The organism is Pseudoalteromonas luteoviolacea CPMOR-1, assembly GCF_001625685.1.
Lineage (GTDB): Bacteria > Pseudomonadota > Gammaproteobacteria > Enterobacterales > Alteromonadaceae > Pseudoalteromonas > Pseudoalteromonas luteoviolacea_K.
The window spans coordinates 74,114-90,523 of sequence record NZ_AUYC01000029.1; the positions used below are offsets into that span (position 1 = coordinate 74,114).

Consider the following 16,410-nt stretch of genomic DNA (forward strand, 5'->3'; position numbering starts at 1 on the left):
GCTTTCAACAATACCTTTTTTGAAAATTAATTCAAGCACTATCAGGTCTATCCTGTTAGCCGATATTTTTTGGAATTTAGCGACTTTTAAGCCACTTTTCATCAATATTTACTGCAATAAATTAACGCTTACACAAATTAACCATGGCCAATTCAGGTTAATTTATATGCAAAAAATCCATTTTTGGCACATGACCATCATCTTTATATAAATAAACCGCTTTTATTGCAAAATAAAAGCATTTAGTGACATTTGGATGAATTTCAATAAATTTAATTGCAAATTCTTTTAGCATAACTATTCAAAACAAAGATAAATTTAAACACTCAACTCATGCTAAACCACAAACAATGCATTAGATCACACACAATGGATTATTATAAATTCAGACTACTTCGCTGACTATGCTATAAAACAAATATGGCAACTTTTTAATACAATACCAAATTGCAAATGATTTTTATTAGTGAGAGATGGGACTTGCGACATGAACTCAAGGGTGAAATACAACCTCGCGGGCACAAAAAAAGCACCCGTAGGTGCTTTCTATTATCAACTAAGGCGAAATTAACGCTTAGCAGATAATGCGCCAAAGCGCTTGTTGAAGCGATCAACACGACCACCAGTATCAAGGATCTTCTGCTTACCAGTGTAGAATGGGTGACACTCAGAACATACGTCTAGGTGAATGTCTTTACAAAGTGTTGAACGCGTCTCGAATTTGTTACCACAAGAACAAGTTGCTGAGATCGTCTCGTACTTAGGATGAATACCGTCTTTCATAGGAAACCTCTAGTTAAGGCCGTATCGCTCTCCAAACCCGAAGTTTGGCACCATACGTCGTTATACAAATAAATTGGACGCGTATTTTAGGTCTTTCATGCTCAAACTACAAGCAATAAATTAGTATTCCATTAGATTTTTATTATTCCTGTTGGCTGTCCGCAATTTACACTCACATGCGCGGAGTGATGAGGTATACTCACTCCACTTCATATTTATACTTTACGCAATAGGCGGATCACTTGGAGCACACATGCCATTTGCAGCTGTCGCAATAAAAGTCCCTTTACACAAAACATTTGATTATACCTATCCAACCTCTATGTCGCCTTGTGTTGGGGGCCGTGTTTGGGTCAAATTTGCCAATCGACGCTGCGTGGCTGTTGTCACAGAGTTGAAGTCTCACAGTGATGTCCCTGTTGATAAAATAAAACCAATCGATGACGTCATCGATACGCGCCCCATTTTAGACAGTGCGCACTTAAATTTTTTACAGTTTATCAGTCACTATTATTGTTACCCTTTCGGTGAAACCTTATTTACCGCGCTTCCTGGCGCACTGCGAGATGGTCAAGATGTAGATAAGACTCAAGTCCCTATGCTCACTTTAACGGATGAAGGACAAGTCACTTCACAGCTACGCGCGAAGAAACAACTCGCGTTAATTGAGCAATTGCGCACCGCAGGCGATGCCACGCATACAGAACTGAAAACCCTAGGCTTTACGCAAGCACAAATAAAAGGCTTGCTGGAAAAGCAGCTAATTCGCGAAGAGCTACGCGCCGATACCTCTTGGCAACATGCAACGTTATCTGTGGGTAGCAAACCAATGTTAAATGAAGAACAAGCGACCGCATGCAGTGCCATCAATCATACTGAGGGGTTTCGTACTTTTTTAATTGAAGGCGTGACAGGTAGCGGCAAAACCGAAGTCTATTTACAGTGTTTGGAAAAAGTACTCAGTGCCGGTCAACAGGCGCTTGTGCTAGTGCCAGAAATTGGCCTTACCCCTCAGACGGTAAACCGATTTAAACGACGTTTTCCTGGACTGCCAATTGACTTATGGCACTCAAATTTAACCGATAATGAGCGCCTTCATACATGGCGCAGAGCACAACAAGCCACTACAGCGCTGGTCATTGGAACTCGTTCTAGTATCTTCCTGCCATTTCAGTCTCTTGCAATGATCATAGTGGATGAAGAACATGATCACTCGTTCAAGCAGCAGGATAGTTTACGATATCATGCCCGTGACTTAGCCGCTTACCGAGCACATCAAACTCAGTGTCCATTGCTACTAGGCACTGCCACCCCGGCTCTTGAAACCTTAAAAAAAGCGTTAGACAACAAATTTCAATTGCTCACGCTCAGCAAGCGCGCACAAACCAGTCAAGACAATCAATTTTTGTTGGTTGATATGAAAGCGCAACAGACACAAGGCGGCTTCGCCAGTACCAGCTTAAAAGCCATTGAGCGCACCCTCTCTATGGGTAAGCAAGCGATGATCTTTCTCAATCGCCGAGGTTTTGCCCCGACACTGATCTGCCACGAATGCGGCTGGCTAAGTGATTGTCATCATTGCAGTACCAGCGCGACTTATCATAAAAACATGCAGCGCTTAGTGTGCCATCACTGTGGCGAACAGCAGTATGTCCCCCATCAATGCCCTGACTGTGGTAGTACACAAATTATGCCTACAGGACTGGGGACCGAGCAACTAGAGGAATTTGTCACATCACACTTTCCTGACGTCCCCGTCAGTCGTATTGATAGAGACTCCACACGCCGTAAAGGCAGTTTAGAAAGTGCGCTTGAAAAAATTCATCAAGGCGGCGCTCAAGTCTTAATTGGCACTCAGATGTTAGCCAAAGGTCACCATTTCCCCGATGTTGCACTGGTGATCATTTTAGATGTTGATAGTGGTTTATACTCAAGTGACTTTAGAGCTACAGAGCATATGGCACAGCTAATCACCCAAGTGGCAGGGCGGGCTGGTCGAAGCGGTGAAGCGGGTACTGTTATTTTGCAGACACATTTTCCTGAACATCCACTGCTACAAGACTTAGTAAATAATGGCTATCAAGACTTCGCCCGCTATGCGCTCACAGAACGACAAGAGGCCATGCTGCCACCTTATACCCACTTGGCGCTCATCAGGGCAGAAGCAACATCTGCCAATCTGGTCATGACATTTTTATCTGATCTAGTTCCTGCACAACCATTCTCTGGTATACAATTGCTGGGACCGATCCCGGCGCCGATGGAGCGCCTTGCAGGAAAGTATCGCTATCAATTACATATACAAGCAACACAACGTAATGTTTTGCATCAATATCTCACGCAATTAAAGGAATATATCAGCAGCCACAAGCTTGCAACACGCGTGCGTTGGAATATTGATGTTGATCCTATGGACACCTACTAAACAGTTATGGCACAACACGATTACATAAATAAAACGCCCAGAAAAAAGGGCCAAAAAAAACAGCAGCCTAAAGCACAAAAACCTTTTCCAAAAGTCCTCGCGGCTTTTGCAATACTGTTGACTGGGGGGTTTGGCTATGGACTGTGGTTTATCAAGGAACATGCAGATCCCGCCAAGGTAGAACAGGCTCAGAAACCCACAGAGCCTGCCGCGGTGGTAGAAGAAAAGAAAGAATTACCGCGTCCACCTACATTTATCCATGATATGAAAACAGCTCAGGTAGAAGCTGAGGTTAAGGTCATTAAATCAAGAGGCCCTTTTCAAATGCAATGTGGTTCATTTCGAACTTACGAACAGGCAGAAAAACGTAAGGCACGTATCGCATTTGCAGGCTTGATATCAGAAATCCGTCGTACTGAGGGAAGTAATGGAGTCTGGTATCGTGTCCGCTTAGGGCCTTATGATAAAAAGCGTGATGCCGAAAGCGACAAGAACAGATTACAACGCATCAAAATCGTTGATTGCGGAATTTGGGGCTGGACTTGAAATTAGCCCAGCCGCCCTCATCTATGCATTTATTGATATAATTATCCGAGGCAAAGGCCTCTTTTAAGGAATACTATGACTACTATCGTAAGTGTTCGTCGCGATGACAAAGTGGTTATCGGCGGTGACGGCCAAGTCTCTCTTGGCAATACGGTGATGAAAGGCAACGCAAGAAAAGTACGTCGTCTTTATAACGGTAAAGTACTGGCAGGTTTTGCTGGCGGTACAGCCGATGCATTTACACTATTTGAGCGTTTCGAAACAAAGTTAGAAATGCACCAAGGACACCTTACGCGCGCCGCTGTCGAAATGGCCAAAGATTGGCGAACGGATCGTGCATTGAGAAAACTAGAAGCGCTCCTTGCCGTTGCAGATGAGACTGCATCTTTAATTATCACTGGTAATGGTGATGTTGTGCAGCCAGAGCACGATTTAATCGCAATTGGTAGCGGCGGTAACTTTGCGCAAGCAGCCGCAACTGCGCTGATTGAAAATACCGACTTAAGTGCACGCGAAATCGTCGAGAAAAGCTTGAAGATTGCCGGTGACATCTGTGTATTCACCAACAACTTCCAGACCATCGAAGAATTGTAATAGGAAAATCCATGACAGCAATGACACCGAGAGAAATCGTTCATGAATTAGACCAACATATCATTGGTCAAGACAAGGCTAAAAAAGCAGTGGCCATCGCACTTCGTAACCGCTGGCGTCGCATGCAACTTAATGACGATCTTCGCGCTGAAGTCACCCCAAAAAACATTCTAATGATTGGTCCAACGGGTGTTGGTAAAACCGAGATCGCACGACGTCTTGCCAAACTTGCCAACGCACCATTTATCAAAGTGGAAGCAACCAAATTCACCGAAGTGGGTTACGTCGGTAAAGAAGTTGAAACCATTATCCGCGATTTAGTAGAAGTGTCATTTAAAATGACCCGCGAACAGCAAACTAAAAAGCATAAGCACCGTGCAGAAGAAGCGGCTGAAGAGCGCATTCTTGATGCACTATTGCCACCAGCAAAAGACGCTTGGGGCGAAGCACAGCCAGCTGAAAACAGTTCAACTCGCCAAGTTTTCCGTAAAAAGCTGCGTGAAGGCCAATTAGACGATAAAGAAATTGAAATAGACATCGCTGAGACATCGCCGCAAGTTGAGATCATGGCACCTCCTGGTATGGAAGAAATGACCAACCAGCTACAAGGCATGTTCCAAAACTTATCTGGTGATAAGAAAAAGAACCGCAAGCTGAAAATCAAAGAAGCTTTCAAGTTACTCATTGAAGAAGAAGCTGCCAAACTGGTTAACCCTGAAGAGCTAAAAGAGCAAGCCATCTTTGCTGTGGAACAAAACGGCATTGTATTTGTTGATGAAATTGACAAAATCTGTAAGCGTGGTGAAGCGTCAGGTCCAGATGTCAGCCGTGAAGGCGTACAACGTGATTTACTGCCTTTAATTGAAGGCTCAACGGTCAGTACCAAACACGGTATGGTAAAAACCGATCACATCTTGTTTATTGCATCAGGCGCATTCCAAATGGCGAAGCCATCGGATCTTATTCCTGAATTGCAGGGTCGCTTGCCGATCCGTGTAGAGCTAGAAGCGCTTACAGCAAAAGACTTTAAACGTATTCTGACAGAACCGCATGCTTCACTGACTGAGCAGCAACAGGCCTTGTTAAAAACAGAGCAAGTGTCTGTCGACTTTACTGATGATGCCATCGAACGCATTGCTGAAGCCGCATGGCAGGTGAATGAAAAGACAGAAAACATCGGTGCTAGACGTCTTCACACTGTGATGGAAAAGCTGATGGAAGAAATTTCTTTCGACGCGTCAGAGAAATCAGGTCAAGCACTGACGATTGATGCTCAATACGTTGAACAGCATTTAGATATGCTGGTTAAAGATGAAGACCTTAGTCGCTTCATCCTATAATTTGGAGACAGGGCCAGCTAAGCTGGCCCCATGTTTATGTATCAAGTAACCAAGCTCCACTATCACCGCCAAAGCAAACTGCTCGACATTACCTTTGACGATGATCTTCACACCTCTGTCAGTGCGGAATTTTTACGAACCCATTCCCCCTCTGCCGAAGTGCAGGGTCATAGTCCAGAGCAAGCTCAACTGGTCTTAAATAAACAAAACGTCACCATCGTGACCATTGAATCAGTTGGCCATTACGCCGTTAGGCTGTGCTTTGATGATGGCCATAACTCAGGGCTTTTTAGCTGGCAGTATTTACGTAAGTTATGTGATCACCACGCACAGCTATGGCAACAATATCAGGACAAGGTAGCGGCACATCACCAGAGCCAAGACAGTGTGCCTATTAAATTTATCCCTTAAATCAGAGCTTGTGAACTCGACGCATCATCAGACACGCTCGAAGATGATGCGCCTAAATCCGCTTTAGGCGCTTGAGAGGTTATACTTTGTATTTGTCGATGGCGTCATGTAATGCACGGGCCTGTTCAGAAAGCTCCTCACTACTTTGTGCATTTGATGCTGCGTGCTCAGACGCCCCTTGCGCAATGTCTCTGATCTTCACTACATTTTTGTTCACCTCAGATGCGACCTGATTTTGTTCATCAATTGCCGTTGCAATGTGCGTACTCATGTCCATGATGTTTTGTACATCCTCAGTGATCAGACCTAACAACTCACCTGCGCGTTCTGCTTGTTCCACACTTTCATTACTCTGGCTGCGGCACTCTTCCATTATACTCACCACATCCTGCGTGCGCTGTTGCAGTGTAGAGATGATACTTTCAATTTCTTGTGTTGAGTCTTGGGTGCGCTGAGCGAGTGATCTTACTTCGTCAGCAACAACCGCAAAGCCACGGCCTTGCTCACCAGCACGTGCAGCTTCAATCGCCGCATTCAATGCAAGTAAATTAGTCTGCTCAGCAATACCTCGGATCACGTCTAGCACTGAACCGATGGTTTCACCATCTCGCTCTAGCTGCCCGACAACTTCCGATGCACCACTCAACGAATGAGACAATGCCATGATATGGTCAATGGTTGAGGTGACTTCACTGCGCCCTTGTTGTGCATTATTATTAGTTGATTCCGCTTTTTGCGCAGCCGCTTCAGTATTGTGGGAAATATCTTGAATGGTGGCCTGCATTTCGGTCGCTGCGGTCGCTACCATGTCTGCTTCATGTAATTGCTCATTCATGCCTGCACTGGTTTGCGCCGTTGTTGCCGACAAATGCTCTGTTGCATCATTGATGGTCACCAACGCACGATTTACATCAGAAATCAGGTTTTTGAAATCTTCGATTAAGCTATTGAAATCACGGGTCATAATGGTTATTTCATCATTACCACTTTGCTCTATCAATATGCCCAGATTATTATCGCGTCGAATGCGCTCAATCGTTTGATACACACGCTCTACCGGACGAATAATCGAGCGGCTCGTGGACCACACTAAAATCATCACAATTGCTGCGGCGGTAACAAAGATAAATATCGCAACGGTTTTCGCAAAATCCGCATTGTCAGCAATTTCTTGTTTGGTCTGCTGTACGATAGCTTGCACAACCGCATCACTTTCTTTGACCACTTTGCGCATATCGCCCAATGCACCGCTGTTCAAATCTACCCCAAGCTCAACCTGTGCATCGATCAACCCTTTAAACTTCGTTTGATATACACTCAATAGGTTGATCAGCTCCTGTTGATAGGCGCGATCATGGCTTGACTCTCTGATTTGAGACTCGAAAGTATCGATGTGCTTATTGAATTTACCTAGGTATTTTGTATCCAGACGCAACATAAAATCTTTTTCTGCACGTCTTAACTGCAGCATAGTCGTCAAAAGCTTGTAATCTTCTTTTTGCTTTAATAGCGTTTCAACACCATGCACGGCTTTTCTCAGCTCACCATACAGCGCATCTTTTGGATGCAAACCGATGGTTTTTTGTAACTCAACAACCCGATTAAATTCTTTGTGATACTGAGTAACAAGGACCTCAAACTGGTCTAACTGGCCTAGATCGATATTAAAATTAATAAAAACCGCTTCTAACTTGGCTTTTTTCTCTTTCAGTAGACGATATTCTTTTTCATATTTATCCAACGCCTCTACATCTTTGTAAAACAGAAAGTTTTTCTCATACTTACGCATGGATAACTCATGAACATCCAGTTCTTCTGCATATTGAATGGTTTCATTCAACTGGCGCATTGTATTGGCTTCGGTGATGATCACCGCCAGCATAACCAGCAATGCCACACCAACAACAACTGCGTTTAATTGCAAACGCCTTTTAATGGTTAGATTTTCAAGTAGAGCCATACAGTTACCTAATTATTACAGAACCTGCAATACAGTATAGCCAAACTCACCTTGCGCCGAAATCGAATCTACATGTTTAAGCAAAAATATTTCAAAGAATTTACATATTATGCAACTTTGTTCCTGTTATAGAGGATTGGTTGCCATAAACTATCGTGTAAGCTGTCGAAATCTTGCCATTGACCGTTAGCTAACCATTTCGCTAATGGGGTTGCATCGGAAGGGAAATCGATTATTTGGCCTTCTGGATGTTCCAACCACTCTCCTAATGCTTCGGAGTTAAGGTAATTCATCACTTCCGCTAACCCAAGAGATTGCAATGTCATCGCATTGCTTAACTGCTCAAATTGCCCCTGTAGCGGCTTCAGTAACAACTTCTTGCCAAACTTCAATGCCTCGCTTGACAACTCAAACCCCGCATTGGCCACCACACCCGATGCACTGGCTAAATCGTCTAAAAAGCCACTGCGTGAAGGAGCACGTAAGTGGATATGATTCAATGACTGATCTCGGGCATCTGGGTGATAACAATAGAACTCTCTATCTGGAAAATCACCGAGCAACTCAACAATGCTAGTTAAATCTTCAAAAGGTAAGTAAACCAAAATTTTATTTGCAATAGAGGCTTTGACACAGCCATGAAATGAGATAAATGGCGGGAGAATATTTTTTGCAAAAGGTTGCCAATGCACACCCAAATGCACGTTAGCAGGTGCGAACCAGCGGATCAAAGCACGCTCCATAAACCCAGCGCCAAATAAGGGGACCTCTGGAGATAAGAATGCAGCTTGGTGACTCATCGCCACGACAGGCACTTTGGCTAACTTAGCAGCCCACGCAGATACCGGTTCAAAATCATTAAAGACCAGATCATATTGTTTAATATCTAGCTGCCTGACATCCCTGACAAACGTGCCCAGCTTCAGTTGCTTTGCTGTCTGACGATAATCAAGTTTGCCACTTTGCGTGATGAAGCTTAATCCGCGCCGTACTTGATATTGACCAAATACCCCCATATCAAAATAGGCGTTTTCATCACGTCCAGAAAATAAATAATCAACATCAATGCCAAGTTTCGTAAAGCACTCAGCCATAACACGCGCACGTGTTATGTGCCCATTACCCGTCCCTTGAATCCCGTAAAGTATTCTCATAATTCTCCTAACACACCAACAGCTAACAATGCGCACCCACTGCCCATTAGCGCTCCGAGTATGACATCAATTGGATAGTGCACCCCAACCAGCACTCTAGACAAGGATACCCCTGTCGCCCATATGCATAATGGGATGGTCAGTACGGGATAAACTTCCATTAAACACGTTGCATAAAGCCATGCCCCCGCACTGTGTCCCGATGGCATACTAAATTTATCACTAGGTGTAAGCATGGCTTTGACAGCTAAACAGTCACATGGCCTAACCCTGGCAAAATACTTCTTCAATAAAAAATATAACGGTCGCTCAATCGCAAAAGCGAGCAGTACTGTTTGCACAAAGATGCTGCCGACCTTTCCCATAAAATATCCGTTTAATAACGCCAATATGACATACAACCCACCATTGCCACTTTTAGATAGCATTAACATCAACCAGTTAAACCACTTGCGTCTTTTTGGCTTATACAATGCAAAATAAAGCGCTGTATCGAGTTTAATTATTTGTGTTTTCATCGTAGTTGCTTACATTTGTTCACAATTTCAGCTTAGAAGAGCTTAATAACAATAACGCGACATTTTTGTGACACAATTATGTAAGTTGATTCAAAGCATTGCGCAGCTTATTAATGGGAGTATACTGACAACAGTTTAGCCATTCTCTGAGGATACTATGATGGATTACAGCACATCTGATCTATGTGATCACTTCGCCGATGCCATTGACGTACTTGAGCCAATGTTTATCAACTTTGGCGGACAGCATGCATTTTGCGGCCGTATTAAAACGGTTAAGTGTTTCGAAAACAATGAAGTGATAGCTGAAGTACTGCAACAAGATGGAACTGGGCAGGTGTTATTAATTGATGGCGGCGGTTCCACACGACGCGCGCTAATTGACATCGATCTTGCAGAATTGGCTCTAGAGAATAATTGGCAAGGCATCATTGTATATGGTGCTGTTCGACATGTAGAAGAGCTCGAAGAATGCGAAATAGGCATACAAGCTATTGCCTCCATCCCTGTGGGTGCCGACAGCGAAGGAGCTGGGGTGCAAGGTATTCCAGTGAATTTTGCTGGTGTCTCATTTTTCGATGATGATTTTCTATATGCAGACTCAACTGGCATTATTATCTCTGCCGAAGAACTACTCCTCGAAGTAGACGAAGACGACGCATAACAGCATCCTTTTTCCATCATCAAACGGGTGCATTCACAGTGCGCCCTTTTGACGCTATTTTTTCTAACCTACAGTAATACTCGAAACACCATGACCGCACACAATTGGATTAAGATTTACACTGAATCAAACATCAGCGATTTCACTGCAACACGAGATAATGAAACGCGCTTTTGGCAATCTCTCTCATTTTTAAAATCACAGTCAGCACTGCCAGAAGCGTTACATGATGCAGCAGAGTTTGGCATTAAATACGTCTTGATTGCGGTCAATGAAGACATTGGTCCTCGCGGCAACTGCGGTAATGGTGGCGCAACTGATGGCTGGTTCGCATTTTTAAAGCGCTTTCTCAATTTACCCTGCAACCAGTTCCTCACTCCTAACAATGTTTTGTTACTAGGAGAAATCATTACACATGACCTACAAGCGCAAAGTGAGTCTGTAGACAACACTTGCTCAGCAGGCCTTGCACAACTCAGAGCACTGTGTGAAACGCTCGATGAGCGTGTCAGTGCAGTCCTTCAAGCCATTTTTGATGCGGGTCTTGAGCCGATTTTAATCGGGGGTGGGCACAACAATAGTTTTGGGCTATTACAAGCGCTGTCTACCAGTACACAGGGCCCATGCCAAGCGATCAACTTCGACCCGCATGCCGATTTCAGAGCCATTGAAGGGAGACATTCTGGAAACGGGTTCAGCTATGCACATCAAGCAGGCTACCTTGCTGACTACCACGTCGTCGGTATGCATGAGCAAAAAAATAATGACACGATCGTCGCGTCACTACAAAATGCGGGTTTTACCTACACCACATACCAAGATATTTTAGTCACAAGAGAAACCTCATTAACTGATGCGATCAAAGTAGCAACCAAGCGCTTCAAACACAGTTTACCATTGGGCATTGAAGTAGATGTGGATGCAATTTCAGGGATGCCAGTAAGTGCATACACTAATTGCGGATTCAGCGTGAACGATGCTGAACATTTTGTGTACCAAAGTGCCAAACAAGCCAATACGCGATACTTGCACTTATGTGAAGCGGCACCCAGAAACCATCCACAAGGTGAGCAACAAGGTATTATTGAAGCCGGGCAGGTATTGTCAGGCCTAGTGTGTAGCTACTTAAAAGCGAGACAAACCTAGTTTATATCAGAGCGGCTGGGATTCTCTTCAATTGGATGTTCCCAGCGCCATTGCTTGAGCCAACTAATCATACCTATACTACTCAGCGGTCGAGTAAACAAATAACCTTGTGCAGCAAACGCATTGAGATTTTGGGAAAATTGCAATTGTTCCTGAGACTCAACCCCTTCACAGATCACCTTACAATCTTGTACATTTTGCATTTCAACAATGCCCCTTACCACCGCTTTAAAGTTGCCTTGATTTTGATTTGGGGTGGTTAATGAGCGCCCAAGCTTCACATAATCGACTTCTAATTTCGGGAGCTTTGCAAGCAATAAAGGAGACTCACCAAAACCATCTACACACAATCTCACTCCCATAGTGCGTAACCTCGCAACCATAGCCACACCTTGCTGATCTAGAGTTGTGAACATTTGTGATGGGCACTCAATGATAATATCTTGCGGCATGAGTTGGTGTTCAACTAAAATTCGGTCTACAAATTCAATGAACTCCTCGTGCAGCATTTCAGGGCCAAATAAATTAATCCCCAATGGCATTTGGATCCCTTCCACACGTAATGCCAATGCGATTTCCGCAGCTCGCTCAATAACATATTGCGCTAAAGGCAAAGCAAGTCCGGCAATGCGAATGTCATCAATAAACTTACTTGCGGCTAATATACCCTGCTTAGGATGTTGCCAACGTAGTAGCAACTCCACATACTCGATATCACCATCGCTATTGCGCACGACAGGTTGAAAATAGAGCTCTAGCTCATTTTTAAAATCGATATGCGCCAGTTCAGCTAAACGCGCTTGCTGTTCAAGCCTGTCAATTTGCATTTTTTGCTGATAGGGAGCAATGGTTTTATTTGGGCTGCTGTCCAACGCCAAAAAGACACACGTCAACAATTCATCGAATTGACCGAGCTCTTCATCACAATTGACATAACTCGCTCTGGCACTGACTTCGATAATACAATTGCCAACATTGAACGGCTTGAGCGTACTCTCAATAATTTCCGCACATAAATGCTCATGAAGGTGTTGCTGGTGCGCCAAACTGCAGACAAATACAAAATGGAGCCCGCCAAGGTGTGCTAGTCGCTCAACATCATTGCCCACTGCAATGGGCATCACATCGTGACTCTGTAAATGCTGTTTCATGCGGTTGGCTGACTGTGCTAGCAGTAAATCGCCAAATTCACGGCCAAGATGAAAGTTTACTTGCTGAAATCCTTCTAACCGCACCATAACCAGCATTGCGGTGCCTGGCTCTCTTGTGCGATAGTCATTAAAAGCCTCACGAATACCTGCACGGTCAGGCAGACCTAGAATATCTGTATTGGATAACGTATTGGGCTCTGTCGGCACTCGCTCATAAATCTGTGGTTTATCAAGAAATAACTCACTGATAAAAATGGGCAGCAAAGTAAAAATGACATAGATGCTGGGTAGATGCCACCAAAAGTGGCTAACTATCAATAACGTCGCTAACACTGCACACAATGCACTAATGACAAGATGCCGACCTTGTCCAAGCCTATCACTTTGCCATATCTGTACTAATAAAATGAACACTAGGCCATAAAGTGCAATATCGCCCACCGCAGCAAGCACTGCTAGTCCACACGCGCCAAGTAAAGCATGTAAAATTCGATTTACCGCAAAATGCGACCGTGCAATCGCCACCAAACTCAAACTCACTACGGCCCCGGCAAAAAATGCAATAGAGAGTGGGGAGAGTAGCGTGTCAGTCACTGAGAAATCGCCAAGTGTGGTCGCGCTCCAAGATGGAAATATCCAGCATATGTTAGACAATACAAGTAAATACTTTAACAACGAAAATCTTGCCATCACACGACCACGACTGACCTTTAGTATTGAATAAGTCTACCCGATATCCACAGATTTAACAGATCGTTTACGCCAAACTGATAACTTAATTCTGACGGGTGTTGAATTTGCCACATTGCAATATCCGCTTTGGCCCCGACTCTGAGCACACCTCTGTCTGATAAACCCAATGCTTTAGCGGCATGTCTAGTCACCCCCAACAATGACTCTTCTGGCGTCATTTTAAAGAGCGTACACGCCATATTCAGCATTAAACGCAATGAGCAAAGCGGGGCAGTACCTGGGTTAAAGTCACTGGCTATCGCAATCGGCACGTGATGCTCTCGCAGTAACTCGATAGGTGGGTGCTGAGTTTCTCTCAAGAAATAAAAAGCCCCTGGTAAAATAACTGCAACCGTACCTGATTTGGCCATTGCCATCACACCGCGTTCATCTAAGTACTCGATATGATCTGCTGATAAGCCACCAAATTCTGCAACGAGTTCACTGCCGTGTTGGTTAGATAACTGCTCAGCATGACATTTTACTTTGAGGCCCAGTTCGGTAGCACGCTCAAATACGCGCTTTGTTTGTGCATGGCTAAAGCCGACATTTTCGCAAAACACATCCACAGCATCTGCCAAGCCTTTCTCCGCCACGAGCGGCAGCATTTCATTGCAAACCAGATCAATATAACCGTCACTATCACCTTTATACTCTGGCGGTAGAGCATGGGCACCTAGGAAGGTACTCTGAATTTGAATTGGATGATGTTCATCCAGTACTTGATTTACTTCAAGCAATTTAATTTCACTCTCCGTATCCAAGCCGTAACCTGACTTGCTCTCAACTGTGGTCACACCTTCCTTTAAGAGTGCATTTAATCGCGATTTAGCAACAACGAATAAATCCTCTTTTGAGGCCTGACGTGTCGCCTTTACCGTTGTTGCAATACCACCGCCCTGCTCTGCAATTTGCTGGTAAGAAACTCCGTTCAAACGCTGTTCAAACTCTTGTGCGCGAGAGCCTGCAAATAAGATATGGGTGTGGCAGTCAATAAGACCTGGCGTCAACCAAGCGCCTTTGGCCGACGTAACGGGTGTTGCTAAGGCATCAAATTCAGGCATTTCAGACGCCTTACCAAGCCATGCAATGGTATCGCCTTTAAGCAATATCGCCCCATCTTCAATCATGCCATAAGCACCTTCGACCTGCTCATCCATCGTGGCAATATTTGCATCAGTTATTACTAAATCTACTTCAATCACTGTCTACACTCAGTTGGAGAAAATTAATACAAGTTTAGCAAGAATACTTGTATATACAAGATGACTATGCCACCTTTAATGAATAACCTTTTATTACACGGTAGCAGACAGTGACAGTTCAGCCTAAATTTGCACAGATCAAACAACACATTATTGAGCAAATTCGTGCAGGTGTGTGGATGGAGCACCAGCGCGTCCCCTCTGAAAATGAGCTCTCTGATCAATTTAAGGTGAGCCGTATGACGGCAAGACGTGCACTAAGTGAGTTAACCGAAGGCGGCATATTAACCCGTAGCCAAGGCTTAGGTACCTTTGTCGCCAGCTTTAAATCTCAGTCGTCTTTACTTGAAATTCGCAATATCGCCGATGAAGTCGCTGAGCGAGGTGGTGACTATACTTGCGTGGTTTTATCGCTAGAGTCTATCTCAGCTATCGCCCCCATCGCCATAGCACTCGGTGTAGAAATTGATAGTCATGTCTATCGCAGTGTGATTGTCCACCATGAGAACGATGAACCTCTGCAAGTTGAAGAACGCTTTGTTAATCCTGCTTTAGCACCCGCGTATTTACAGCAGGACTTCACTTTACTCACGCCACACGAATATTTGACTCAAGTCGCCCCACTCACCGAAGCGAGACATACGGTTGAAGCCATTATGCCCAACGAAGAGGTGTGTCAGTGGCTCAACATGTTTAATGAAGAGCCATGTCTGCAGTTAATTCGAAGAACCTGGTCTTCTCATGGTATTGTGAGCTTTGCGCGACTGATATCTCCAGGCAGTAAATACCGCCTCGGAGGTCACCTGACCTTCAAAAAGTAAGGTCACTGCACTTAAATCATCTGACGATATTCAAATCCAAGCTCAGTTATTGCTGATCCATCTATCACTCTAGAAATCACTTCATCACTGGCAAAACTTGGCTGTTCACTGCCATATTGCTCGCAGTGCGATTGGTAGTACTGCTGCTTTGTAGGGTGAGATGGATGACATAAATTATAAACAGGTTTGGCATCGTCCCAGCAAGACAATATGCGTAGTAGCCCATCAACCACATCTTGCTGGTGTACCATATTCACTCGTGCTTGCGAAGAGCTCGATAAATGTTTACCGGCAATGAACCGGCCAGGCTCTCTATCTGGACCGACTAAACCAGCCAAGCGTACCACTTTACCGCCTTGCTCAGAGACCATTTGCTCCGCCGTTTGTAATATTTGCTGACGCTTCGTTTCTTTTGGTGCTAATGGCGCTTGCTCATCAAAATGACCTGACTCGGTGCCATACACCGCGGTTGACGAGCACAATAAAAAACCACGACACTGCATCAAGTTGGCCGTTTCAAGCGCCAACCTAAGCGTTTCTAAATACAGACTCTCACTTTGGCGCATACGCGGTGGAATAGCGCATACCCAATAGGCATCATTAAGCGTTAATGTATGATGAAGCACAGAATCAGTCACACAAAACGCTTTGATGTCTTCACTTAAGTCCTCTTTTCTGCGCGTTGCTTGTACGTGCCAACCGTTCGATTTTGCATCACGAAGTAACGCACAGCCAAGCCAACCAGCACCTAAAATGACTAACTTATTATTCATCATATTTTCTTATTTTTACCTAAATCAGGTCATAATGTTAGTACAGCATAATAAAAAACACCATCAACAATTACTCAGCTTTAGGTTATAAATTTGCAACTGCAATATGATGATTCTTTACTATTTTTTTATGTTTTTAGGAACGATATGATGAATACAGCTTATCTCATCTTGTCTGTACCTTGCC

The 16,410-nt window shown here is 44.2% G+C and carries 15 protein-coding genes; 8 read left to right on the forward strand and 7 right to left on the reverse strand.

All coding sequences use genetic code 11. From position 1 onward, the window contains the following. Nucleotides 1-567: 567 nt before the first annotated feature. Entirely contained in the window at nt 568-783 is a 216-nt protein-coding gene (gene rpmE / locus N473_RS12185; protein ID WP_039607556.1) for a 50S ribosomal protein L31, read from the reverse strand. Nucleotides 784-1,036: 253 nt separating this feature from the next. Here rpmE and priA point away from each other — a divergent pair, with 253 nt between their 5' ends. From priA to N473_RS12210, 5 genes are all read left to right on the forward strand, one after another. Continuing rightward, complete coding sequence (priA, locus tag N473_RS12190; protein WP_063368153.1) at nt 1,037-3,208, forward strand: primosomal protein N'; 2,172 nt, start codon at nt 1,037-1,039, stop codon at nt 3,206-3,208. 6 nt (nt 3,209-3,214) lie between these two features. Beyond that, nucleotides 3,215-3,754 carry an SPOR domain-containing protein gene (locus tag N473_RS12195; protein WP_063368154.1) on the forward strand — a complete coding sequence of 180 codons (540 nt, stop codon included), beginning with the start codon at nt 3,215-3,217 and terminating at the stop codon, nt 3,752-3,754. A 75-nt stretch (nt 3,755-3,829) separates the two neighbouring features. Further along, on the forward strand, nt 3,830-4,348 hold the full coding sequence (gene hslV / locus N473_RS12200; protein ID WP_039607553.1) for an ATP-dependent protease subunit HslV: 519 nt from the start codon (nt 3,830-3,832) through the stop codon (nt 4,346-4,348). Between the two features lie 11 nt (nt 4,349-4,359). Beyond that, a complete protein-coding gene (gene hslU, locus N473_RS12205; RefSeq protein WP_039607552.1) occupies nt 4,360-5,688 on the forward strand; it encodes an HslU--HslV peptidase ATPase subunit in 1,329 nt (442 codons plus the stop codon). Between the two features lie 36 nt (nt 5,689-5,724). Then, nucleotides 5,725-6,099, forward strand: a complete 375-nt coding sequence (locus N473_RS12210; RefSeq protein WP_063368192.1) for a gamma-butyrobetaine hydroxylase-like domain-containing protein — start codon at nt 5,725-5,727, stop codon at nt 6,097-6,099. A gap of 79 nt (nt 6,100-6,178) precedes the next feature. On the opposite strand, the gene N473_RS12215 is transcribed toward N473_RS12210, so the two are convergent. From N473_RS12215 to N473_RS12225, 3 genes are all read right to left on the reverse strand, one after another. After that, nucleotides 6,179-8,059, reverse strand: coding sequence for a methyl-accepting chemotaxis protein (locus N473_RS12215; RefSeq protein ID WP_063368155.1), 1,881 nt, complete (start codon nt 8,057-8,059; stop codon nt 6,179-6,181). A 107-nt stretch (nt 8,060-8,166) separates the two neighbouring features. Beyond that, nucleotides 8,167-9,213 carry an MJ1255/VC2487 family glycosyltransferase gene (locus tag N473_RS12220; protein WP_063368156.1) on the reverse strand — a complete coding sequence of 349 codons (1,047 nt, stop codon included), beginning with the start codon at nt 9,211-9,213 and terminating at the stop codon, nt 8,167-8,169. Then, nucleotides 9,210-9,731: a phosphatase PAP2 family protein gene (locus N473_RS12225; protein ID WP_063368157.1), complete on the reverse strand. Its 522-nt coding sequence runs from the start codon at nt 9,729-9,731 to the stop codon at nt 9,210-9,212. The genes N473_RS12220 and N473_RS12225 overlap by 4 nt, the downstream gene beginning before the upstream one ends. A gap of 160 nt (nt 9,732-9,891) precedes the next feature. On the opposite strand from N473_RS12225, the gene rraA reads away from it, so the two are divergent. Together rraA and N473_RS12235 are read left to right on the forward strand one after the other, a co-directional pair. Then, nucleotides 9,892-10,395, forward strand: coding sequence for a ribonuclease E activity regulator RraA (gene rraA / locus N473_RS12230; protein WP_039607547.1), 504 nt, complete (start codon nt 9,892-9,894; stop codon nt 10,393-10,395). A gap of 90 nt (nt 10,396-10,485) precedes the next feature. Further along, entirely contained in the window at nt 10,486-11,541 is a 1,056-nt protein-coding gene (locus N473_RS12235) for a formimidoylglutamase (RefSeq protein ID WP_063368158.1), read from the forward strand. Here the strand turns inward: N473_RS12235 and N473_RS12240 are convergent. Together N473_RS12240 and hutI are read right to left on the reverse strand one after the other, a co-directional pair. Further along, nucleotides 11,538-13,382 (reverse strand): GGDEF domain-containing phosphodiesterase, encoded by a 1,845-nt coding sequence (locus N473_RS12240; protein ID WP_081221133.1) that lies wholly within the window; start codon nt 13,380-13,382, stop codon nt 11,538-11,540. The genes N473_RS12235 and N473_RS12240 overlap by 4 nt on opposite strands. Before the next feature lie 20 nt (nt 13,383-13,402). Beyond that, nucleotides 13,403-14,584 (reverse strand): imidazolonepropionase, encoded by a 1,182-nt coding sequence (gene hutI / locus N473_RS12245; RefSeq protein WP_231099566.1) that lies wholly within the window; start codon nt 14,582-14,584, stop codon nt 13,403-13,405. Between the two features lie 155 nt (nt 14,585-14,739). On the opposite strand from hutI, the gene hutC reads away from it, so the two are divergent. Beyond that, nucleotides 14,740-15,450, forward strand: coding sequence for a histidine utilization repressor (gene hutC / locus N473_RS12250; RefSeq protein ID WP_039607544.1), 711 nt, complete (start codon nt 14,740-14,742; stop codon nt 15,448-15,450). A gap of 11 nt (nt 15,451-15,461) precedes the next feature. Here hutC and N473_RS12255 read toward each other — a convergent pair whose 3' ends face one another. After that, the gene (locus tag N473_RS12255) at nt 15,462-16,226 is read right to left on the reverse strand and encodes an NAD-dependent epimerase/dehydratase family protein (protein WP_063368160.1); all 765 of its coding nucleotides are present in this window, start codon (nt 16,224-16,226) and stop codon (nt 15,462-15,464) included. Nucleotides 16,227-16,410 lie beyond the last annotated feature (184 nt).

Bases quoted from the DNA above. Each gene is read 5' to 3' on its own strand.
- rpmE (WP_039607556.1), bottom strand. From the start codon at position 783: ATGAAAGACGGTATTCATCCTAAGTACGAGACGATCTCAGCAACTTGT.
- priA (WP_063368153.1), top strand. From the start codon at position 1,037: ATGCCATTTGCAGCTGTCGCAATAAAAGTCCCTTTACACAAAACATTT.
- N473_RS12195 (WP_063368154.1), top strand. From the start codon at position 3,215: ATGGCACAACACGATTACATAAATAAAACGCCCAGAAAAAAGGGCCAA.
- hslV (WP_039607553.1), top strand. From the start codon at position 3,830: ATGACTACTATCGTAAGTGTTCGTCGCGATGACAAAGTGGTTATCGGC.
- hslU (WP_039607552.1), top strand. From the start codon at position 4,360: ATGACAGCAATGACACCGAGAGAAATCGTTCATGAATTAGACCAACAT.
- N473_RS12210 (WP_063368192.1), top strand. From the start codon at position 5,725: ATGTATCAAGTAACCAAGCTCCACTATCACCGCCAAAGCAAACTGCTC.
- N473_RS12215 (WP_063368155.1), bottom strand. From the start codon at position 8,059: ATGGCTCTACTTGAAAATCTAACCATTAAAAGGCGTTTGCAATTAAAC.
- N473_RS12220 (WP_063368156.1), bottom strand. From the start codon at position 9,213: ATGAGAATACTTTACGGGATTCAAGGGACGGGTAATGGGCACATAACA.
- N473_RS12225 (WP_063368157.1), bottom strand. From the start codon at position 9,731: ATGAAAACACAAATAATTAAACTCGATACAGCGCTTTATTTTGCATTG.
- rraA (WP_039607547.1), top strand. From the start codon at position 9,892: ATGGATTACAGCACATCTGATCTATGTGATCACTTCGCCGATGCCATT.
- N473_RS12235 (WP_063368158.1), top strand. From the start codon at position 10,486: ATGACCGCACACAATTGGATTAAGATTTACACTGAATCAAACATCAGC.
- N473_RS12240 (WP_081221133.1), bottom strand. From the start codon at position 13,382: ATGGCAAGATTTTCGTTGTTAAAGTATTTACTTGTATTGTCTAACATA.
- hutI (WP_231099566.1), bottom strand. From the start codon at position 14,584: ATGGATGAGCAGGTCGAAGGTGCTTATGGCATGATTGAAGATGGGGCG.
- N473_RS12255 (WP_063368160.1), bottom strand. From the start codon at position 16,226: ATGATGAATAATAAGTTAGTCATTTTAGGTGCTGGTTGGCTTGGCTGT.